The 22,914-nt window shown below is 38.6% G+C and carries 17 protein-coding genes and 3 pseudogenes; 17 read left to right on the forward strand and 3 right to left on the reverse strand.

The annotated features are described in order from the left end of the window. Positions 1 to 9: 9 nt before the first annotated feature. The gene (locus HMPREF2933_RS07345) at positions 10 to 705 is read right to left on the reverse strand and encodes an ABC transporter ATP-binding protein (protein WP_024052378.1); all 696 of its coding nucleotides are present in this window, start codon (positions 703 to 705) and stop codon (positions 10 to 12) included. Positions 706 to 708: 3 nt separating this feature from the next. Then, on the reverse strand, positions 709 to 1,074 hold the full coding sequence (locus HMPREF2933_RS07350; RefSeq protein WP_003024106.1) for a GntR family transcriptional regulator: 366 nt from the start codon (positions 1,072 to 1,074) through the stop codon (positions 709 to 711). Between the two features lie 155 nt (positions 1,075 to 1,229). Here HMPREF2933_RS07350 and HMPREF2933_RS07355 point away from each other — a divergent pair, with 155 nt between their 5' ends. From HMPREF2933_RS07355 to HMPREF2933_RS07385, 7 genes are all read left to right on the forward strand, one after another. After that, entirely contained in the window at positions 1,230 to 4,331 is a 3,102-nt protein-coding gene (locus HMPREF2933_RS07355; protein WP_024052379.1) for a DNA polymerase III subunit alpha, read from the forward strand. 82 nt (positions 4,332 to 4,413) lie between these two features. Further along, a complete protein-coding gene (gene pfkA / locus HMPREF2933_RS07360) occupies positions 4,414 to 5,424 on the forward strand; it encodes a 6-phosphofructokinase (protein WP_024052380.1) in 1,011 nt (336 codons plus the stop codon). Positions 5,425 to 5,482: 58 nt separating this feature from the next. Next, positions 5,483 to 6,985, forward strand: a complete 1,503-nt coding sequence (pyk, locus tag HMPREF2933_RS07365) for a pyruvate kinase (RefSeq protein ID WP_003024114.1) — start codon at positions 5,483 to 5,485, stop codon at positions 6,983 to 6,985. A gap of 153 nt (positions 6,986 to 7,138) precedes the next feature. Continuing rightward, positions 7,139 to 7,696 carry a signal peptidase I gene (lepB, locus tag HMPREF2933_RS07370; RefSeq protein ID WP_024052381.1) on the forward strand — a complete coding sequence of 186 codons (558 nt, stop codon included), beginning with the start codon at positions 7,139 to 7,141 and terminating at the stop codon, positions 7,694 to 7,696. A 143-nt stretch (positions 7,697 to 7,839) separates the two neighbouring features. Further along, complete coding sequence (locus HMPREF2933_RS07375; protein ID WP_042754066.1) at positions 7,840 to 8,481, forward strand: amino acid ABC transporter permease; 642 nt, start codon at positions 7,840 to 7,842, stop codon at positions 8,479 to 8,481. A gap of 9 nt (positions 8,482 to 8,490) precedes the next feature. Then, a complete protein-coding gene (locus HMPREF2933_RS07380) occupies positions 8,491 to 9,120 on the forward strand; it encodes an amino acid ABC transporter ATP-binding protein (RefSeq protein ID WP_024052383.1) in 630 nt (209 codons plus the stop codon). Positions 9,121 to 9,129: 9 nt separating this feature from the next. After that, positions 9,130 to 9,963 carry an amino acid ABC transporter substrate-binding protein gene (locus HMPREF2933_RS07385; protein WP_024052384.1) on the forward strand — a complete coding sequence of 278 codons (834 nt, stop codon included), beginning with the start codon at positions 9,130 to 9,132 and terminating at the stop codon, positions 9,961 to 9,963. Positions 9,964 to 10,223: 260 nt separating this feature from the next. Here the strand turns inward: HMPREF2933_RS07385 and HMPREF2933_RS07390 are convergent, their stop codons facing one another. Further along, on the reverse strand, positions 10,224 to 11,423 hold the full coding sequence (locus HMPREF2933_RS07390) for a cation diffusion facilitator family transporter (RefSeq protein WP_024052385.1): 1,200 nt from the start codon (positions 11,421 to 11,423) through the stop codon (positions 10,224 to 10,226). Between the two features lie 154 nt (positions 11,424 to 11,577). On the opposite strand from HMPREF2933_RS07390, the gene pcrA reads away from it, so the two are divergent. From pcrA to HMPREF2933_RS07435, 10 genes and pseudogenes are all read left to right on the forward strand, one after another. Then, complete coding sequence (gene pcrA / locus HMPREF2933_RS07395; protein WP_042754068.1) at positions 11,578 to 13,860, forward strand: DNA helicase PcrA; 2,283 nt, start codon at positions 11,578 to 11,580, stop codon at positions 13,858 to 13,860. Positions 13,861 to 13,879: 19 nt separating this feature from the next. After that, on the forward strand, positions 13,880 to 14,278 hold the full coding sequence (locus HMPREF2933_RS07400) for an NUDIX hydrolase (RefSeq protein ID WP_070672717.1): 399 nt from the start codon (positions 13,880 to 13,882) through the stop codon (positions 14,276 to 14,278). Between the two features lie 24 nt (positions 14,279 to 14,302). Further along, a pseudogene (locus tag HMPREF2933_RS07405) lies at positions 14,303 to 15,202 on the forward strand (helix-turn-helix transcriptional regulator). A 255-nt stretch (positions 15,203 to 15,457) separates the two neighbouring features. Then, positions 15,458 to 17,226, forward strand: a pseudogene (locus tag HMPREF2933_RS07410) (ABC transporter ATP-binding protein). Next, positions 17,219 to 18,958, forward strand: coding sequence for an ABC transporter ATP-binding protein (locus HMPREF2933_RS07415; RefSeq protein ID WP_024052392.1), 1,740 nt, complete (start codon positions 17,219 to 17,221; stop codon positions 18,956 to 18,958). The pseudogene HMPREF2933_RS07410 and the gene HMPREF2933_RS07415 overlap by 8 nt, the downstream one beginning before the upstream one ends. A gap of 122 nt (positions 18,959 to 19,080) precedes the next feature. Further along, positions 19,081 to 20,355, forward strand: coding sequence for a DUF2130 domain-containing protein (locus HMPREF2933_RS07420; protein ID WP_024052393.1), 1,275 nt, complete (start codon positions 19,081 to 19,083; stop codon positions 20,353 to 20,355). A gap of 9 nt (positions 20,356 to 20,364) precedes the next feature. Then, positions 20,365 to 20,472: pseudogene (locus HMPREF2933_RS10135) on the forward strand (GNAT family N-acetyltransferase); the annotation flags it as partial. Positions 20,473 to 20,553: 81 nt separating this feature from the next. Further along, positions 20,554 to 21,432 carry a tRNA pseudouridine(55) synthase TruB gene (gene truB, locus HMPREF2933_RS07425; protein WP_024052394.1) on the forward strand — a complete coding sequence of 293 codons (879 nt, stop codon included), beginning with the start codon at positions 20,554 to 20,556 and terminating at the stop codon, positions 21,430 to 21,432. A gap of 25 nt (positions 21,433 to 21,457) precedes the next feature. Continuing rightward, positions 21,458 to 22,390, forward strand: a complete 933-nt coding sequence (locus HMPREF2933_RS07430) for a bifunctional riboflavin kinase/FAD synthetase (protein WP_024052395.1) — start codon at positions 21,458 to 21,460, stop codon at positions 22,388 to 22,390. Positions 22,391 to 22,511: 121 nt separating this feature from the next. After that, complete coding sequence (locus tag HMPREF2933_RS07435) at positions 22,512 to 22,913, forward strand: Spx/MgsR family RNA polymerase-binding regulatory protein (protein WP_042754070.1); 402 nt, start codon at positions 22,512 to 22,514, stop codon at positions 22,911 to 22,913. Position 22,914: the final 1 nt, after the last annotated feature.

Genomic DNA, 22,914 nt, shown 5'->3' on the forward strand with positions numbered 1-22,914 from the left:
TCCTTTGTTCTAAGACTTAAATTCTTGGCGGAAGAGCTGGTCAATAGATTCACCAGACTCATAGCGAATATCATCTACATTCCCTTGTCGAACAATCTTGCCATTATCAATAAAGATGATTTCATCTAGGATTGGTTCAATATCTGAAATCAAATGTGTTGAAATGAGAACAGAAGCGCTAGGTGAGTAATTGTTGATAATCGTCTTTAGAATGTAGTCCCGCGCTGCTGGGTCAACCCCTCCAATAGGTTCATCCAGAACATACAGTTTGGCTTGGCGGCTCATGACTAAAATCAACTGAACTTTTTCCTTGTTTCCTTTAGACAATTTTTTGAATGTCAAATTTTCGTCAATATGAAGATCTTGCAAGAGTGCCTGTGCACGCTCTATCTCAAAGTCTGCATAGAAAGATTGAAAATACTGCAAAGCATCTTTGACTTTCATATTTTCATTCAGATAGGTCGTATCTGGCAAATAAGATACGATTTTCTTAGTTTCTGACGACGGTTGAAGCCCGTTGATGAGGATTTTTCCGTTATTTGGTTGAAGTAAACCGTTGATTAGTTTTATCATGGTTGTTTTTCCAGAGCCATTTGGACCAAGCAATCCTATAATTTTTCCAGCTTCAATTTCAAAATTGATGTGCTCTAAAGCAGGTGTGCTGCCATATGATTTTGAGACGTTTTCAAATGCAAGTAATACCATTTACTAAACTCCTTTTATATAATCTGCAATGATAGTTGGTAATTCTTCTTTGTGATAACCGAAGCGAGTCATATTTTCTACAAATTTTCTTACTTCCTCCTCAGAAAGTTTTTGTCTTGCTTGTAAAATCAAGTCGCGGTTATCTGTGACGAAACGTCCTGATGTTCGTTGAGAATAGACAAACCCTTCCTTTTCCAAGTCAGATAAAGCACGCTGGATTGTATTTGGATTGACCCCCGCTTCAGCAGCCAATTCTCTAACAGCAGGTAGCTTTTCGCCAGCATGCAGTTGATTGGAGATGATTTGTAGTTTTATCCTGTCCATGATTTGTAAATAAATGGGAAGATTATTATCAAAAGTCCAACTCATAATTTCTCCTTCCTTCTGTGTCTTTGTACCAATTAAATAATACAATATTTTTAAAAAAAAAGCAAGCCTTTATAAAAAACTTCTATTATTTTTTCTTTAGCAAGCAAGCCATAAATTTAGTATAATAGAAAAAAGAAGGATCAAAGGAGGATGCCGTGGTTGCTCAATTAGATACCAAAACTGTTTATACATTTATGGATAGTTTGATTTCTATAAAAAAATATGTAGAAACAGCTAAAAATTTAGGCTATCAAACTCTAGGGATAATGGATATTGATAATCTCTATGGGGCTTATCATTTCATGGAAACGGCGACCGAGCAAGGAATTCAGCCGCTTTTAGGCGTAGAAATGACCTTGGATTATGTTGGACTTCCTCTTAATCTTCGCTTTCTAGCTCTTGACAGTCAAGGTTATCGCAATTTAATGAAACTTTCTACTTTAAAGATGATAGGAAAAAGCAAGTGGGAAGAATTTCAGCACTTATTGGAAGGGATAGCGATTATTGTGCCTGTGTTTGAGGACATTGAAGCCTTAGACTTGGGACGAGAGTTTTATATTGGCGTATTTCCTGACACTCCTAAGAAGGCATTTTCTCATGAAACCTTACCTTTGCAGACAGTTCGCTATTTTGATACAGGCGATTTAGAAACCTTGCAAATGCTATGTGCCATTCGTGAAAATAGTAGCTTGCGGGAAGTTGGAAATTTGCCAAATCACGAGTATCTCTTATCACCTGAGCAATTCACACAATCCTTTCAAGAAAATTATCCAGAAAGTCTGGATAATTTAAAGCGGCTAGTTGCAGGCATTCATTACGAAATCAATACAGAGTTGAAATTACCACGTTTTAATCCAGAACGGCCAGCAGCAGAAGAATTACAAGAACGAGCAGAAGCAGGGCTAGAGAAAAAAAGGCTAAATAGTCTGGTTTATAAAGAGCGATTGCAGCAAGAGCTGTCTGTCATCCACCAAATGGGTTTTGACGACTACTTTTTGATTGTCTGGGATTTATTGCGTTTTGGTCGTAGTCAGGGCTATTATATGGGTATGGGGCGTGGATCTGCAGTTGGAAGTCTGGTTGCCTATGCGCTAGAGATTACAGGGATTGATCCTGTCGAAAAGAACCTCCTTTTTGAGCGCTTTTTAAATCTGGAACGTTATACTATGCCTGATATTGATACTGATATTCCCGATGTCTATCGCCCGGAATTTATCCGCTATGTCCGCGATCGTTACGGGACGATGCATACAGCGCAAATCGTGACCTATTCTACTTTTGGTGCTAAGCAAGCAATTCGTGACGTTTTTAAACGCTACGGGGTGCCAGAATATGAATTGACCAACATTACTCGTAAAATCAGTTTTCGTGACACATTGACTTCAGCTTATGAAAAAAATATGTCTTTTCGTCAGATTATTAACAGTAAGCTGGAATATCAAAAAGCTTTTGAAATTGCGAAAAAAATTGAAGGGAACCCTCGTCAAACCTCTATCCATGCAGCGGGTGTGGTGATGAGTGACAATGATTTGACAGATCACATTCCACTTAAATACGGGGAAGATATGTATATCACGCAATACGATGCACATGGTGTTGAGAGTAACGGTCTGCTCAAGATGGATTTCCTTGGCTTGCGCAATCTGACTTTTGTTCAACGAATGAAAGAAGCAGCTTTGGAGAAATACGGTGTCGCTATTGACATTGCAAAGATTAACTTAGAAGATGCAGCAACCTTGCAGCTTTTCGCTGCTGGCAGAACCAAAGGGATTTTTCAATTTGAGCAAGCAGGTGCCATTAACCTTTTGAAACGGGTGCAGCCAGCTCAATTTGAAGAAGTGGTTGCAACAACTTCACTCAATCGTCCAGGAGCTAGTGACTATATAGATAATTTTGTCAGAAGAAAGCATGGACAAGAAAAGGTGGAAATGCTGGATCCAAGTTTGGAAGACATCTTGGCGCCAACTTACGGTATTATGCTTTACCAAGAGCAAGTAATGCAAGTGGCGCAGCGGTTTGGAGGATTTTCACTCGGAAAAGCTGACATTCTACGTCGTGCCATGGGTAAGAAAAATGTTGCCGAAATGCACAAAATGGAAGCAGAGTTTGTCACAGGAGCTTTCGAACTTGGGCATTCTGAAACTAAAGCAAAAGAAGTATTTGCAGTTATGGAAAAGTTTGCAGGTTATGGCTTCAACCGCAGCCACGCCTATGCCTATTCTGCACTTGCTTTTCAGTTGGCTTATTTCAAGGTGCATTATCCTGATATTTTCTTTGATATTATGCTGAATTATTCAAGCAGTGATTACATCACAGATGCGCTAGAATTCGACTTCCAAGTTGCTTCTTTAAATATCAATAACATTCCTTATAGAGATAAGTTTCAAGATAAGCAGATTTATTTAGGACTGAAAAATATCAAAGGTTTGCCACGAGATTTTGCTTATTGGATTATTGAAAACCGCCCATTTACAAATGTGGAAGATTTTATTATGAAGTTGCCAACGCAATATCATAAGATTCAGTTGATAACTCCTTTGGTACAAGTCGGTTTGTTTGATGTATTTGAAAAGAATCGCCAAAAAATTCTACAAAATCTTCCGAACTTATTTGTCTTTGCGGATGAGCTGGGCAGTCTTTTTGCAGATACAAATTACAGTTGGACAGAAGCAGAGGATTATACAGAAGCAGAGAAATTCGAGTCAGAAAAAGAAATCATCGGTGTCGGTTTGAGCGAGCATCCTTTGGTAAAGCTTGCAAAAACTGCTACTCAATCCTTTACCCCTATTCAAGAGCTAGTTGAAAACAATCATGCAACGATTTTAGGAGAGATTTTGTCCATTCGTGTCATCCGTACCAAAACGGGGGAAAATATGGCCTTCTTGCAAGTAAGTGATGCTAAAAGAAAAATGGAAGTGACAGTGTTTCCAGATACCTTTAAACAGTTCGGCAATGGTTTGCATGAAAAAGGTTTCTATTATCTGACTGGTCGGATTCAGAAACGAGAGAATCGTTTGCAGATGATTTTAAATCATTTGCAGGAAGCTATCACCGAACGTTTTTGGATACAAGTAGAAGATCATGAAAGTGATGCAGAAATATCCGCTATTTTACGGCAATTTCGAGGAGATATTCCAGTCGTTATCCGTTATGAAAATGAAAGAAAGACAGTAGCAATTTCTCAATATCGTGTTCAAAAATCAGATAAATTACAAGAAGAATTGAAAAAAATAACCATGAAAACGATTTATCAATAAAAAATTAGGAAAAAAGAAGAATTTTGATTTTGATTGTGGTATAATCAAGGGTGAATGTAAAAAGAAAAAGGAGCACAAATGAATGAAACGTATTGCTGTTTTAACTAGTGGTGGAGACGCCCCTGGTATGAATGCTGCTATCCGTGCAGTTGTTCGTAAAGCAATTTCAGAAGGAATGGAAGTTTACGGTATCTATGACGGTTATGCCGGCATGGTTGCTGGTGAAATTTATCCGCTTGATGCCGCATCAGTTGGAGATATTATTTCACGTGGTGGTACTTTCCTTCACTCAGCTCGTTATCCAGAATTTGCCCAATTAGAAGGACAATTAAAAGGAATTGAGCAACTTAAAAAACATGGCATCGAAGGAGTCGTAGTTATCGGTGGTGACGGTTCTTACCATGGTGCTATGCGTTTGACAGAACATGGTTTCCCAGCTGTTGGACTTCCTGGTACGATTGACAATGATATTGTTGGCACAGACTTCACGATTGGCTTTGATACTGCTGTAACAACTGCAATGAACGCCATTGATAAGATTCGTGACACATCATCTAGTCACCGTCGTACTTTTGTTGTTGAAGTCATGGGACGCAATGCTGGAGACATCGCTCTCTGGGCTGGTATTGCTACAGGAGCCGATGAAATCATCGTTCCCGAAGAAGACTTTAAGATTGAGGATATCGTCGCTAGCATTAAACGTGGCTATGAAGAAGGTAAGAAGCATAACATTATCGTTCTTGCAGAAGGTGTCATGTCAGCGAATGAGTTTGGTAAGAAATTGAAAGAAGCTGGTGATTTGAGTGACCTTCGTGTGACCGAACTTGGACATATCCAACGTGGTGGCTCACCAACTGCTCGTGACCGTGTTCTTGCTTCTCGTATGGGGGCGCATGCTGTTAGCCTTCTTAAAAAAGGTATTGGTGGTGTTGCAGTTGGTATTCGCAACGAACAAATGGTTGAAAATCCAATCCTCGGTACAGCAGAAGAAGGTGCTTTGTTTAGTTTAACAGAAGACGGTAAGATCATTGTTAATAATCCACATAAAGCTGACCTTGATCTCGCTAAATTAAACCGTAGCATTTCAATGTAATTTTAATTTGTTATCCTGGTCATAAAGACCATTAAATAAAAAGGAGTTTTCATATATCATGAATAAACGTGTAAAAATCGTTGCAACTTTAGGTCCTGCGGTAGAAATCCGTGGTGGTAAAAGATTCGGTGAAGACGGATATTGGGGCGAAAAGCTTGACGTTGAAGCATCAGCGCAAAATATCGCTAAATTGATCGAAGCTGGAGCTAACACTTTCCGTTTCAACTTCTCACATGGTGACCACGCAGAGCAAGGTGACCGTATGGCTACTGTTCATCGTGCTGAAGAAATTGCTGGTCAAAAAGTTGGTTACCTTCTTGACACTAAAGGTCCTGAAATCCGTACAGAATTATTTGAAGGCGATGCTAAAGAATATTCTTACAAAACAGGTGAAAAAATCCGTGTTGCAACTAAACAAGGTATCAAATCAACTCGTGAAGTTATCGCATTGAATGTTGCTGGTGCACTTGATATCTATGACGATGTTGAAGTTGGAAAACAAGTTCTTGTTGATGACGGTAAACTTGGTCTTCGCGTTATTGCAAAAGATCCTGCTACACGTGAATTTGAAGTAGAAGTTGAAAACGACGGTATTATCGCTAAACAAAAAGGTGTTAATATTCCAAATACAAAAATTCCTTTCCCAGCGCTTGCTGAACGCGACAATGATGATATTCGTTTCGGTTTGGAACAAGGAATCAACTTTATCGCTATTTCATTCGTACGTACTGCAAAAGATGTTAATGAAGTTCGTGCAATCTGTGAAGAAACTGGTAATGGACATGTGAAATTGTTCGCTAAAATCGAAAACCAACAAGGTATCGAAAACTTGGATGAAATCCTTGAAGTAGCGGACGGTATCATGATTGCTCGTGGTGACATGGGTATCGAAGTACCATTTGAAATGGTTCCAGTTTACCAAAAAATGATTATCACAAAAGTCAATGCTGCAGGTAAAATTGCGATCACAGCAACAAACATGCTTGAAACAATGACTGAAAAACCACGTGCGACTCGTTCAGAAGTATCAGACGTATTTAACGCTGTTATTGACGGAACAGATGCAACAATGCTTTCAGGCGAATCTGCAAATGGTAAATACCCACTTGAATCTGTAACAACAATGGCTACAATTGATAAAAACGCTCAAACTCTATTGAATGAGTATGGACGCTTGTCATCAGTTGATTACGCACGTAGTTCTAAAACAGAAGTTGTGGCATCAGCTGTTAAAGATGCTACAAACTCAATGGACATCAAATTGGTCGTAACAATGACTGAATCAGGAAATACAGCTCGTTTGATTTCTAAATATCGTCCAGATGCTGACATCTTGGCAATTACATTTGATGAATTGACACAACGTTCATTGATGTTGAACTGGGGTGTTATTCCAGTAGTAACTGAAAAACCGGCATCTACTGATGATATGTTTGAAGTTGCTGAAAAAGTTGCTCTTGAAAGTGGTCTTGTGGAATCTGGCGACAATATTGTGATTGTAGCTGGTGTTCCGGTCGGAACTGGTGGAACAAACACAATGCGTATCCGTACAGTCCGTTAATCTATTTCATTCAGAAAACTAGCCTATCAATCCAATGATTATCTGATTGATAGGCTTTTTAGTTGTAAATGGGGGCAGAGATAAGAGTTGACTTTCCTACCTTTGTTTATTTTCTGAAAACATGATATAATGAGTAGAAGAAGAGGAGAGACTATGGTTAAAAGAGATTTAATTAGGAATGTTATTTTTTTATCTATTGTTGTGATAATCATTGCTTATTTGCGAATTTTTATTTTTACACCATACAGGATTACTGCAAAAGATGCGAATCATTTTTTGCAAGATAAAGATGTTGTTATTGCCAATAAAAATGAAGCAATCAAAAGAGATGATTTTGTCTTGTACGAGGTGAAGGGAAAAGAGTATGTCGGACGTGTCATTGGTCTAGGAAATGACTCCGTTGTTTATATGGATGATGTTCTTTACTTAAATAATAAAATCAAGTCAGAAGATTATTTAACGAAGGCTAAGGAAGAGTACTTAGCAAAAGCTACTAGTACGGGTTATTTTACTCATGATTTCACCATTCAGACATTAACTAAATCGAATGCAAATAAAATTCCAGCGCAGTCATATCTGATTCTGAATGATAATCGGCAAGATATGGAAGATAGTCGGATGTTTGGCTTGATTACAGAGAAACAAATTAAAGGAGTTATCTCATTTAGAGTACTCCCGCTTAATCAATTGGGATTTATTAAAACAAAGTAGTTCAACTATTTTGTTTTTTTTATTCTTTGGAAAATGAAGTTTTTGTGATATTTAGTAAAAATTCATGAATATATTTTCAAAAAGATGTTGAATATATAAAAATTTTTGATATAATGATAAATATTTATTTAGGAGGTGTACGCATGAACTATATTTTTGAAGTTTTGCCAAGCTTATTGAATGGCGCATTGGTGACTTTACAAGTATTTGTTTTAGTCTTAGTTTTATCCATACCACTTGGAATTGTGATTTCCTTTTTAATGCAAATTCACTTTAAGCTGCTTCATTGGCTTATAAATATTTATATTTGGATTATGCGCGGTACACCTCTTTTGTTACAACTAATTTTTATTTATTATGTTTTGCCAAACATTGGTGTGCGTTTGGATCGGCTTCCAGCAGCTATCATAGCATTCACGCTAAATTATGCTGCTTATTTCGCCGAAATTTTCCGTGGTGGGATTTTATCTATTCCAGCAGGACAATATGAGGCGGCTAAGGTTTTGAAGTTTACACCATTTCAAACGATACGGTTTATTATTTTACCGCAAGTTGTCAAAGTGGTGCTTCCGAGTGTCTTTAATGAAGTGATGACGTTGGTAAAAGACACGTCTCTTGTTTATGCGCTTGGTGTTTCCGACTTAATCTTGGCTAGTCGGACTGCAGCCAATCGTGATGCGAGTTTAGCACCGATGTTTATAGCGGGGGCTATTTACCTTATCTTGATTGGTCTTGTGACGATTATATCGAAGCAAGTTGAAAAGAGATATAGTTACTATAAGTAGGAGGCGCTTATGTTAGAATTGAAGAATATTAGCAAACGGTTTGGCGAAAAGCAAATTATTTCCGACTTGAATTTAAAAGTGCCAGAAAAGCAAATTCTTGCCATTGTAGGACCGTCTGGCGGCGGGAAAACGACATTATTGCGGATGTTAGCTGGCTTGGAAACAATTGATTCGGGTGACATTATTTACAATGGCGAAGAGCTTCCCTTGGATGAACTTGAAAAACGTAATTTATTGGGATTTGTGTTTCAAGATTTTCAGCTATTTCCACATTTAACGGTTCTTGAGAATTTAACTTTATCACCCATTAAAACAAAAAATTTTACAAAAGAGGATGCAGAAAAGAAAGCAATTAGCTTATTGACCCGATTGGGGTTAGCAGAACATGTAAATGCTTATCCTTATTCTTTATCAGGTGGTCAAAAACAGCGTGTAGCATTAGCTCGTGCGATGATGATTGACCCAGAAATTATCGGTTATGATGAGCCAACTTCCGCATTGGATCCAGAATTGCGTCTTGAAGTTGAAAAGTTGATTCTTCAGAATCGTGAGCTAGGAATGACGCAAATTGTAGTGACCCATGATTTGCAGTTTGCGGAAAATATCGCAGATACGATTCTTAAAGTTCAGCTTAAATAGGAGGAGAATATGAAGATAAAACGTTACGTCCTTGCGATCTGTAGTTTGATTTCTTTTTTGCTCCTTACAGCTTGTAGTAATGTTAGCAACCCTAAAGTAGATAATTGGTCAAAATACCAACAAAAAAAGAGCATTACTATTGGTTTTGACAATACATTTGTTCCTATGGGATTTGAACAAAAAAATGGTCAATACGTTGGTTTTGATATTAATTTGGCAAATGCTGTATTTAAAGAATATGGGGTAAAAGTGAATTGGCAGCCGATTGATTGGGATATGAAAGAAACAGAGCTCACAAATGGAACGATTGACCTCATCTGGAACGGTTATTCTGCAACCGATGAGCGGTGGAAGAAAGTACAGTTCACCATTCCTTATATGAAAAATGAACAAGTACTGGTTACTAAAAAATCGTCGAACATTGCAAAAACAGCTGACATGAAGGATAAAATTCTTGGTGCTCAGACGGGTTCTTCGGGTTACGATGAGTTTGAAGCTCATCCAGAGCTTTTGAAGAATCTAGTTAAAAATCACAAAGCTGCTCAATATCAAAGTTTTACAGAGGCGTTGATTGATTTGCAAAATAGTCGGATTGATGGGTTGTTGATTGACCGAGTTTATGCTAATTATTATTTAAAAGAAGAAGGAATTTTGCAGGATTATTATGTTTTCCCAGCTGGATTTGATAGCGAATCCTTTGCAGTAGGTGCTAGAAAAACGGATAAGCAGCTCGTTGAAAACATAAATCAAGCATTTAAAAAATTATATCAAACAGGTCAATTTCAAAAAATAGCAGATAAGTGGTTTGGTGAGGATATTGCGGCAGATGAAGTCAAACAATGAGAGAACATCTGATTGTTGCACCAATCACCCACAGAAGAAGTAAAGACAAAACCCAAAGTTTTTGCTAGGAGTATCATCTTAGTGAGGGCTTGGGGTTTGATGATTTATTGATTTTGAGAAACGAGGGACAAATTAGTTTGTTTTACTGATAAATTCTCCAAAAATATAGGCTGAGAATATTTTTATCTCAGCCTTGTTTTTTATAGCAAAACTCCTTATTAGCCTTGTGGGAGCGAGATAAGAAAGTCGATTCTATGGAATTACGACTTTCTTATCTCGTTTTTTCGTGTTTCTTGGTGGAAAATATTTTGCCACGTTTCGTGACGACGCCAAAGGCTGGTATGAATAATCCCGTCTTCTTCGTAACAAATTAATTTGGTTTTTTGGCTGATAGAAGTTAATTGAAAATTTTTGATAGGAGATTGTTTTCCTTTTTCGATTTGAAATTCCTCTTTGTTCATTTGGCAGCCCTCCTGAGAAATGTAAACAAATTCAGGTGCTAGTAAATCCTCTAATTGGCTTCCCTGCTCAACCAATTGCTCTCTCATAAAGAGCTTTCGATAAACATTGTCCAATATTTCATCTTCGGGGATAGGAGCAGGCTCAATGTGGATGTCAATATCAAAGACACCAAAGCGCTCTTTGAGCATATTTTCAACCTGATCGGCAATTTCGTGGCTTTCATAGACAGACAAGTCGGGATTCATTTCTAAAATGAGGTCAAGATAGATGTTGCTACCGTAAGTCCGCCCTCTTTGAGATTTAACACGGGAAATTTTAGGAATTTCTAAAATGGCTTCTTTGTATTCTTTTAAAAGATTTTCATCAAAACCGTCTGATAAACTAAAAGAAGATTCCATGAAAATTTCGTAAGCCGTTTTAAGGATGAAAAAGGTAATAATGATAGCAACCAGTTTATCTACAATCGGGAAATTGAAGGCGCTTGCGATGATTGCAATGGTTGTACCAAGCGAAGTGATAGCGTCAGATAAATTGTCTTTGGCAGCAGCGTCGAGTGCTTTAGACTGCGCTTTTTTTGCTAAGGCTTTATTGTAAAAATACACTCCTGCCATGACCAAGGCGGAAATAATCCCGATGATGGCTCCTAAGGGATCGATGGTCGTTTCTTGATTAGAGATGATTTTTTGAACGGTGTCAATTAAAACATCAAATCCGACAAAAAACATGATAAGAGAAGTGATAAGGCTAGCTAAGTCCTCGATTTTCCAGTGACCAAATTTGTGATCTGTATCGGCAGGCTTACGTGCCATGCGAAGTCCAATCAAGACGGCAATATTAGCAACAATATCCGAAACATTGTTAAAACCGTCGGCTGTCAAACTAGAGGACTGTAAGACAGAACCGGCAATGATTTTAGCAATGGATAAAACGATATAGGCTAGAATGGCTAAAATAGCACCACGCTCTGCGAGTTTAAGATTCTTTGCTGGATTATTCATGCATTTTCCTTTCAGAATGTTTATTATAACGCTTTTTAAGTGATTTTTCAAACTTTTATATAGTAAGAAAATAAAACAAAGATTTTCTTTTCTAGTTTAGCTTATGAGTGATTTTTGTTATAATAGAGTTACTGACTTTGAAAGAGGAAAAAAGATGAATCCTTTATTAACTAGTATGAATGATCGTCAGGCGGAGGCGGTTCAAACAACGGAAGGACCTTTGCTGATTATGGCAGGAGCTGGGTCTGGGAAAACCCGTGTTTTAACTCACCGTATTGCTTATTTGATTGATGAAAAGTTAGTCAATCCTTGGAATATCTTGGCGATTACTTTTACCAATAAAGCAGCTCGTGAGATGAAGGAGCGTGCTTACACTCTCAATCCAGCAACAGAAGATTGCTTGATTGCGACTTTTCACTCAATGTGCGTGCGGATTTTGCGTAGGGAAGCGGACCATATCGGCTATAACCGAAATTTTACGATTATCGATCCTAGTGAGCAACGGACTCTGATGAAACGAATTCTTAAAACGCTCAATTTAGATCCTAAAAAGTGGAATGAACGAGCTATTTTAGGCACGATTTCCAATGCGAAAAATGATTTGATTGATGAAGCGGCCTATGTAGCTTTAGCAGGAGATATGTACACAGAGATTGTGGCGAAGTGCTATGAGATGTACCAAAAAGAACTCCGTCAGTCAGAAGCGATGGATTTTGATGACTTAATCATGCTGACCTTGCGCATTTTTGATAAAAATCCAGATGTGTTGACTTATTACCAGCAGCGCTATCAATACATCCATGTGGACGAGTATCAAGATACGAACCACGCTCAGTACCAACTAGTTAAACTGTTAGCTTCACGCTTTAAAAATATTTGTGTGGTAGGAGATGCCGACCAGTCTATTTATGGCTGGCGAGGTGCTGATATGCAAAATATCTTGGATTTTGAAAAGGATTATCCTGAAGCTAAAGTTGTTCTTTTGGAAGAAAATTATCGCTCAACCAAGACCATTCTGCAAGCTGCTAATGATGTGATCAAAAATAACCGCAACCGTCGACCAAAGAATCTTTGGACACAAAATGCTGATGGTGAGGATATTGTCTATTATCGGGCTAATGATGAGCAAGACGAAGCTCTCTTTGTGGCTAAAACCATTGATGAGCTATCTAGCACATCTGACTATGTCTATCGGGATTTTGCTGTTCTTTACCGAACCAACGCCCAATCTCGGAATATTGAGGAAGCTCTCCTCAAAGCTAATATTCCTTACACCATGGTGGGGGGGACTAAGTTTTATAGCCGTAAGGAAATTCGGGATGTCATCAGCTATCTCAATCTTATTGCTAACACTAGCGACAACATTAGTTTTGAGCGCGTGGTCAATGAGCCCAAGCGGGGTGTTGGACCGGGTACAGTGGAGAAAATTCGTAATTTTGCAGCTGGTCAAGAGATGTCTCTTTTAGATGCTTCCTCGCAGATTATGCTCTCACCTGTCAAGGGGAAAGCTGCTCAGGCTGTTTTTGACTTTGCCAATCTCATTTTGAATCTGCGCGAACGATTGGACGAATTGACCGTGACAGAATTGGTAGAGCTGGTGCTTGAAAGGACTGGTTACACCGAGCAATTAGTAGCTCAAGCTACACTGGAAAGTCAGGCTCGGATTGAAAATATCGAAGAATTTCTTTCTGTTACTAAGAATTTTGACGAAGATTCAGAAAATGATACTGAAGAGACTGGTTTAGACAGACTTAGCCGTTTTCTCAATGATTTGGCTTTGATTGCGGATACAGATGATGGCAATCAGGAAAGCTCGGAAGTGACACTTATGACGCTACATGCTGCCAAGGGATTAGAGTTTCCAGTGGTTTTCATCATTGGTATGGAAGAGAATGTCTTTCCACTTAGTCGTGCGGCTGAAGATGAAGACGAGCTAGAGGAAGAGCGCCGATTAGCCTATGTTGGAATTACTCGTGCTGAAAAAGTCTTGTTCCTAACCAATGCAAACTCGCGCCTGCTATACGGAAAAACCAATTACAATCGTCCAACTCGTTTTCTCAATGAAATTAGCTCAAGCTTGCTAGATTATCAAGGCTTGGCTCGACCTGCTAATACATCCTTTAAAGCTTCCTATGTGAATGGTAAAACTGTTCAGTTTGGTCAAGGAATGAGTCTCGCTCAAGCATTGCAGGAACGCAAGCGGCAAGCTGCACCGAGCAGCATTTCCTCAAGCCAGTTGCCATTTGGTAAGAATGTAGCTGCTAATCAGCCGACTATTGATTGGGCTATCGGTGATATTGCTCACCATAAAAAATGGGGAGACGGAACGGTATTGGAAGTGTCAGGCAGCGATAGTAGCCAAGAATTGAAAATCAATTTCCCAGAGGTTGGATTAAAGAAACTGTTGGCAAGTGTTGCACCAATTGAGAAAAAGTGAAATCTAAGGGACTACTGCGATGAAATATTCCATTGAAGTCTGGATTTATAACCCGATTGCTAAGGAAATTTTGCTCTTAAAAGTTAAAACTGAACAACTTTCTTTCTGGCAACCGATTACTGGTGGCATTGAAAATGGTGAAAGTTCTGAAATAGCTTGTATTCGTGAGATTTTTGAAGAAACTGGACTGGAAATCGAGCTAACAAAACTGTTGCAAGTCGGTCATTACACAGTTGTTATTGATGAAGACTTGACCATTTTTAAAACACTTTTTCTTGTGGAAACAAAGCAAAAAGATATTCGTATTTCTGATGAGCACATTGATTTTATGTGGACAGAAGTTAAAAAGGTGCCTGATATATTATACTGGCAGAGCAATCAAGAGACTTTTCAAAAGATTTTAGAGAAATTGAGATAAGGTGTTCATGGAAAGGCACGGTCTATGACAGAGAGTAGATTATTTAGAATAGTGTATGTTCTTTTAGAAAGGGATAACGTTACAGCGAAGGAGCTGGCAGAACAATTTGAAGTATCTGTTAGAACGATTTATCGAGATGTTGACCGATTTAGCAGCGCAGGTATTCCAATTTACACGACATAAGGCAGAGACGGAGGCATTCGACTGACGGAGGAATTTGTCCTAAATAGTTCTTTGCTTAATCAATCGGAAAAAGAGCAACTGTTGGTTGCTTTACAAGGATTAGGGGTTACGGGTCTTCTGCATGAAAACGAGCTTTTGACCAAACTATCGGCTTTATTTAAATTGAACCAACCAAACTGGATAGAAGTAGATTTTACCAGCTGGTCCAATAGCAAGAAATATGAAGAGCTATTTCAGAATTTGAAAAATGCAATCATCAGTAAGCAAGTGATTTCCTTTTCTTATGTTAGCAACAAAGAGGAATTCACCCAGCGTCAAGTAAAACCAGTTCGCCTGTTTTTTAAAGGACAATCCTGGTATCTTCATGCATTTTGCTTAGTCCGAAATGATTTTCGTTATTTTAAACTTTCTCGCATAAGCCAGCTAAAGCTTTTACCACAACATTTTGCAGATAACTTTGACAATGTTAGCTTGGAAAAAGAAGCGCGATTAGAAGAGGTCGTACGAGTCAAGCTGAAATTTAATAAAAAAGTTGCTTTCAGAGTATATGATGAACTGGATTGTCCAGTCAAAGAAGATGAGCAAGGAAACTTGTATGCAGAGATAGAAATTCCGAATGATTATAGTCTGTACTGCTATATTCTCTCTTTTGGAGACAATGTGGAAGTGCTGGAGCCAACAAAGATTCGTGTGCAAATAACAGAAATGATTGAACGTATGGCACAAAAATATAAAAACTGATAGCAGTGTCTACTTTTTCAAGCTTCATTTGACTTTATTTCCAACCTCGAAAGGTTCTCCAAACCTTTCGAGCTGTGTGGAGGTGGGATAGAAATCAGGTTTCTACGAAACTACTGATTTCTGTCTCACTTTTTTATTTTGTTTGACATTAGAATTGTCAGAATTTATAATATAAGTATAAATTAAATGACAGCATATCATGAATTGTTTGACTAGGGTTCTTTATTTGTTTTTTAGGAGAAAGAAGGGATTTGTATGAAGAAAAAGTCGGTTGTATCTTGGATACTGGAATTTGTCTCTCTTCACAAATTTTATTTTATTGTTAGTCTTGTTTTTGCCTTTTTATCTGTTTTATGCGGATTTTTGCCTTATTTTTTTGTAGGAAATATCATCAATCAGCTCTTACAAGGCAATCGAGATTGGAATTTTTATGTTCTTCAGTCCATTTGGATAGGACTGGCATGGATAGCACATTGGGGATTTCACGGGATTTCGACGCTCTTGTCTCATACAGCAACCTTTAAGATTTTAGCAGAAATGCGCTATCGTCTGACAGAGAAATTGGCCAAATTGCCTCTGGGAACGGTTTTAAGTCAATCTTCTGGAACTTACAAAAATATCATTGTTGAGCGAGTGGATGCCACAGAAGTAACTTTGGCACACTTAATTCCTGAGTTTACATCCGGGCTATTTGGTCCCTTTATTATCTTAATTGCAATGTTAGTGATTGATTGGCGCCTAACCATGCTTTCGCTTCTGACAATCCTGATTGTTATCTTAGCTTATGGGAATATGCTACGCAAGAGCGAAGGTGATTTTGAAAATACAGTCGAGAAAACGAAGAAGCTCAATGATACAGCAGTAGAATACATCAATGGGATTGAAGTTATCAAGGTTTTTGGAAAAGAGAAATTTTCTTACGATAAATTTGTCAGGGCTGCCAAAGAAGGAGCTGATTGCTTTATTGAATGGATGCGTAAATGCGTATTGAAATGGGCATTGTTACAGCTTTCTTGCCGTCTGGTTTGCTTTTCTTACTCCCTTTTGGAACTCTCTTTTACCTTCAAGGTAGCCTAACAGCTAGTAACTTTATTTTACTAATCATTCTGTCTCTTAGCCTTTTGACGCCGTTTATTTTAGTGGCTTCCTATATGGATGATTTACGGAAAATTGCGACAATCTTTGGTGAAGTGATTGCTATTTTGGAAAAACCTGATTTGCCTCGTCCGACAGAATTAACGGACATTCCAAAAGGAACAGAACTTCAAATGACAGATGTTAGCTTTGGTTATTCAGATAAGGAAGAAGTATTGCATAGTATTTCCTTAACGATTGAGCCTGATACAGTAACTGCTCTTGTCGGCCCTTCTGGCTCAGGGAAATCTACGATTGCTAAACTTATAGCTTCTTTCTGGGATGTCAATTCTGGTAGTATTACCTTTGGTGGCGTAGATATTCGAAACCTACCTCTTGATTATTACAGTCGTCAGATTGCTTATGTCACACAGGATAATTACCTTTTTGATGAAACGATTATGGAAAATATTCGTATGGGTAATTCCGCTGCTTCGGATGAAGAAGTGATTGACATTGCTCGCAAGTGCGGCTGCTATGATTTTATTAGTAATTTAGAAAATGGTTTTGAGACCCGTGTTGGAACTGGTGGTAATCATTTATCTGGTGGAGAACGACAACGGATTGCAATTGCACGAGCTATGCTGAAAAACGCACCAGTCATTATTTTGGATGAGGCAACGGCTTATACCGATCCTGAAAATGAAGCTCTCATTAAGTCTAGCTTAGCTCATTTGATAGAAGGTCGTACGCTTCTGGTCATTGCTCACCGTCTTTCAACGATTGCAAGTGCAGATCAGATTGTCGTAGTTAATGAAGGATGTATTGAGGCAAAAGGAAGACATATAGATTTGCTAAAGACTTGTCCGCTTTATGCTTCTATGTGGCAGGCTCATCTTGCAGTAAAGGATAGCGATAAAATGACAGAAGGAGGATTGGCAGATGCTTAGTACATTGAAAAAATTCTTTGATTTTTGTACGGAAGAAGATCGTAAGAAATTCTATACTTCTGTTTGTTTAGGGGTTCTAAAAGCTTTCATTATTGCTTTTCGGATTCCAGCTAATGGGTTGGTTGTTATGGCTATCATTAACAATGATGTTTCTATGCAGACTGTATGGCTCTCTCTTGGAATGATGCTCTTGTCTGTTATTCTTAATATTTTGATTAGCCTGAAAGTTACGATGTTGCAGACAGAAGCAGGTTATCATACTTGTACCCATAAGCGGATTGAAATTGCTGAACACATGCGCTACCTGCCAATGGGATATTTTAATCAAAATAGTCTGGGACAAATTACCAGCGTCACAACTAATACGCTTGAAAGTCTAGCAGATGTTGCGACTCGGGTTGTTATGATGACGTTGGAAGGATTCCTAACGGCAGGAACTATTACGGTTTTTGTATTTATCTACGATTGGCGAATTGGTTTAATCTTGTTGGCAGGATTGATACTGTTTCTCTTGCCAAATGGATTGATGCGTTGGCAAGCTGGGAAAGTATCAGAAGCTAAACAACAAGCTGATACAGATTTGGTAGCAGTTGTGCTAGAATACAGTCAAGGGATTGCGGAAGTAAAGAACTATAATATTGTTCAATCATCTGCTAAAAAGCTATTGCATGCTATTGAGAATAAAAGGCATTTAGATACAAAGCTGACTTGGGTTACCTTGCCTTATATCGCTCTGCAAGGGATGATTACCAAGCTGACTGGAACGATTATGGGACTGTTCTCCATTTACTTTTACCTGCAGGAAAGTATGAGCCTTTTGATTTGTATCATGATGCTCATCAGTGCTTTTATGATTTACGAAAGTCTGGACGGAGTTGGTAGCTTTTCTTCTCTTCTTCGCATTGTTGATTTGTCAGTTGATATGGTCAATAAAGTTTTGTCGATTAAACCAATGGATATTAGCGGAAAAGATTTGCAGCCAAAAACCAGCAATATCAAGTTGGATCATGTCAGTTTCTCCTATGAAAGTAAGAAAATTATTGATGATGTATCGTTGGATATTCCAGAAAAGACGACAGCAGCTCTGGTGGGACCTTCTGGTTCTGGAAAGACAACTCTTTGCAATCTCATTGCTCGTTTTTGGGATATAGAAAATGGCAGCATCAGCTTAGATGGTCATGATGTAAAAGAATACAGCTATGACAGCCTTATTCGTAATTTCAGTTTTGTTTTTCAAACGGTCTATCTGTTTGAAGATACCATGGAAAATAACATTAAATTTGGAAATCCAGACGCTAGTCATGAAGAAGTTGTCGCTGCTGCGAAAAAAGCTGCTTGTCATGACTTTATCCTGTCTTTGACAGAGGGATATCAGACCAAGATTGGTGAGGGCGGACCCAGTCTCTCCGGTGGGGAACGGCAGCGGATTTCCATTGCTCGTGCCATTATCAAGGACGATCCAATTATCATTTTGGACGAAGCAACAGCCAATGTCGACCCTGAAAATGAAGAAGCGCTTATGCAAGCCATTCATTCTTTGACAAAGGATAAAACCATTATCATGATTGCTCATAGGCTAAAAACAGTAGAGCATGCCGATCAAATTATTGTTCTTAATCAAGGTCGTATAGTCGAACAAGGCAAACACCAAGAATTGCTTGCTAAACAAGGATTATATAGTCGCTTTATTCAGGAAAGACGCAGTGCTGCCAGTTGGCGGATAGAGGCTTAATTTAAAAAAAGATCGTTGTTCAAATATGCAACGGTCTTTTTATATTTAAGCTGTTGATTTAAAATCATCATGAGAAATGGTATAATGAGATGTTATAAAGAATGATTAATGAAGAGGTATCCATGAACGAAATCAAATGCCCCAACTGCGGGGAAGTCTTTACAGTCAACGAAAGTCAGTACAGCGAGCTCTTGGCTCAGGTACGGACGACAGAATTCGACAAGGAAATCCATGCTCGAATTGAGCAGGCGTTAGCTTTAGAAAAACAAAAGGCACAGAATGAGCAACAGCAAGCGTTAAGTCAGAAAGAATCTGAAATTCAAGAGCTCAAGGCGACTATTTCCAATTTTGAATCCCAAAAAGAGCTAATCAAAAAGAATACAGAGCAGGCTTTGTCTGGAAAACTATCGGATAAAGAAAAAGAATTGGTAGAGCTACAAGCCCAACTAGACCGTCTTCGACTGGAACACCAAAATGAACTGCAAGCTTCGCTGACAAATATTGAAAAAGAACGCGACCAAATCCAAAACCAGCTTTTGTTGCAAGAGAAAGAAAATGAATTATCCCTTGCATCTGTTAAACAAAATTATGAAGCACAACTTAAGGCGGCCAATGAGCAAGTAGAATTTTACAAGAACTTTAAAGCACAACAGTCTACTAAGGCGATTGGAGAGAGCTTAGAACACTACGCTGAAAGCGAATTTAACAAGGTTCGCAGTTTTGCATTCCCGAATGCTTACTTTGAGAAGGATAATCAGGTTTCTGCACGAGGGTCTAAAGGAGATTTCATTTTCCGTGAGGAAGATGAAAGCGGAGTAGAAATCATTTCTATCATGTTTGAGATGAAAAATGAAGCAGACGGTACGGAGAAGAAGCATAAAAACGCTGATTTTTACAAAGAATTGGACAAGGATCGCAGGGAAAAGAAATGTGAGTATGCTGTTTTGGTAAGTATGCTGGAAGCAGATAATGATTATTTCAACACTGGCATTGTTGATGTTAGCCATGAGTATGAAAAAATGTATGTGGTTCGTCCTCAATTTTTTATCCAGCTCATTGGGCTTTTACGAAATGCTGCGCTCAATTCTCTTAAATACAAGCAGGAGCTGGCTCTGGTTCGGGAGCAAAATATTGACATTACCCACTTTGAAGATGATTTAGAAACCTTTAAAGTAGCCTTTGCTAAAAATTATAATTCAGCTTCTAAGAATTTCAATAAGGCAATCGAAGAAATTGACAAAGCCATTAAGCGAATGGAAGCAGTCAAACAGGCACTTCAGACATCAGACAATCAACTGCGCCTCGCCAACAACAAACTAGATGACGTCTCCGTTAAGAAACTGACCCGCAAAAATCCAACTATGAAAGCTAAGTTTGAGGCGTTGAAGAACGACTAGGAGGAAACGATGCAGATACGACAAGCAACCTTGAAAGACATAGAAGCCTTGCTACCCCTCTATGAAGATTTAGGCTATCCGACGATTACTTCAAGTCTGACTAGAGGTTTGGATACAGCTTCATTATGGCTCTTGTGGACTGAAAAAACAAGGAATTTAATCAACTACTAATAGAATTTTTAGCAGAATAAGGAATCAATGAACGGAATTATCAATTTAAAAAAGGAAGCGGGGATGACCTCGCATGATGCGGTATTTAAGCTGCGCAAAATTTTAGGAACTAAGAAAATCGGTCATGGGGGTACCTTGGATCCAGATGTGGTCGGGGTGCTTCCGATTGCTGTGGGCAAGGCGACGCGCTTGGTTGAGTTTATGCAGGAGGAAGGCAAGGTCTATGAGGGGGAGATTACTCTGGGCTGCTCAACAACGACAGAGGATGCTAGTGGGGAGCAGATTGCTTTCAGCCCTGTGACTGAAATATTGGATGAAAACTTAGTGGATCAAGTCATTGCTAGTATGGTTGGAGAGCAGACTCAAGTGCCGCCTATGTACTCGGCTGTCAAGGTCAATGGGCGAAAACTCTATGAGTATGCTCGTTCTGGAGAGACAGTAGAGCGACCGAAGCGTCAGGTGACAATTTATAACTTTGAGCGGACAGGAGCTATTGTCTATGAAAGTGACTTGGCACGTTTTCCTTTTCGAGTTAAATGCAGCAAGGGGACCTATGTGCGAACATTGGCAGTTGATTTAGGGGCGAAGTTGGGTTATGCTTCCCACATGTCTCAACTGACTCGCACTGCTGCAGCTGGCATGTCTTTGGAAGAAGCATTGACTTTAGCAGAAATTGATGAGAAGGTGAATAAAGGAGACTTTTCGTTTTTGCAGCCCATTGAATTCGGCATAGGAGATTTACCTAAGGTAAACCTTACGGAAGAGCAGGTTGAAGAAGTACGATTTGGACGCTTTATTCATATAGATACCAAGGCAGAACAGGTGGCTGGCTTTTATCAAGGGAAATTACAAGCCATTTTAGAAAAGCGTGACAAAGAATATAAACCTAGAAAAGTATTTCTTTAAAATTTTGTGATAAAATAGTTAAGTGATGAAAACGATTAGAATAAAAAATGAAAAAGACATTCAGCAAATTGAACACACAGTATTAGTGCTAGGGTATTTTGACGGGTTACATAAAGGACATCAAGCTTTGTTTGCTGAAGCGAGAAAAATGGCAGCAGAAAAACATTTGAAGATTGCAGTGCTGACATTTCCAGAATCTCCCAAATTGGCCTTTGTACGCTACCATCCTTCTTTAATGCTTCATTTGACTAGTCCAGAAGATCGCTTGCAGCAAATGAAAAATCTTGGTGTAGACTACCTTTATTTGATTGATTTTACCAGTCAATTTGCTCGTAATACGGCTGAACAATTTTTTACAAAATACATCTCGCGTTTGAAAGCAAAAGTTGTCATTGCGGGATTTGATTACCATTTTGGTTCAGATCGAGGCAATGCAGAGGATTTGGAGAAACTGTTTGAAGGACAAGTTATCATAGTTCCTTCTGTAAATTTCAATGGAGCAAAAATTAGTTCAACTCGCATTCGTGAAACGGTACTAGCAGGAAATGTTGCCGAAAGCAATCAATTGCTGAGCTATTCGCTATCCACCCGCGGAATTGTCGTTCATGGCAATGCAAGAGGGCGGACGATTGGCTATCCAACGGCAAATCTTGCTCCCTTGGATCGGGTTATTTTACCAGCAGATGGGGTCTATGTGGTTGATGTAGAGCACGATGGGCAGATATATCGCGGAATGGCTAGCGTTGGAAAAAATGTCACTTTTGAAGGTGATGAACTTCGTTTTGAAGCTAATATTTTTGATTTTTCACAAGATATTTACGGTGATACTATACGTATTTTTTGGTTGGATAAAATCCGAGATATGGTAAAATTCGACAATGTGGACGAACTAGTCAAACAATTGCAAGCAGATGAGGAAATCGCAAGATATTGGATTCCTGAAAATGATAACCACTAAATCATGTATTAAGCTTCTTATTTTTCCTAAAAGAATAGGAGAAAATTTGTAAAAATACCTAGTAATCTTACATAAAATTTAGTATAATGATAACAGTTACAAATAATAAGAAGAGAAATGCATGGTTACACTATTTTTATCACCGAGTTGTACAAGTTGTCGCAAGGCGCGTGCATGGTTATCCAATCATGAAGTTCCTTTTGAGGAGCACAATATCATGACTAGTCCACTGTCTGCACCAGAATTGAAACATATTCTTTCTCTGACGGAGAATGGAACAGACGACATCATTTCAACTCGCTCCAAAATATTTCAAAAATTAAATTTAGATGTTGAAAGTTTATCAATTTCTGAATTGCTTCGTTTAATCGAGGAAAATCCAAGCCTTTTGCGTCGTCCAATTATTTTAGAGGGAAAACGAATGCAGATTGGATTTAACGAAGACGAAATCCGTGCGTTTTTGCCTCGTGGTTATCGTAAACAAGAATTGTGCGATGCAACTTTGAGAGCTGAGATTGAATAAT

This window comes from Streptococcus sp. HMSC066F10 (assembly GCF_001813805.1).
Lineage (GTDB): Bacteria > Bacillota > Bacilli > Lactobacillales > Streptococcaceae > Streptococcus > Streptococcus vaginalis.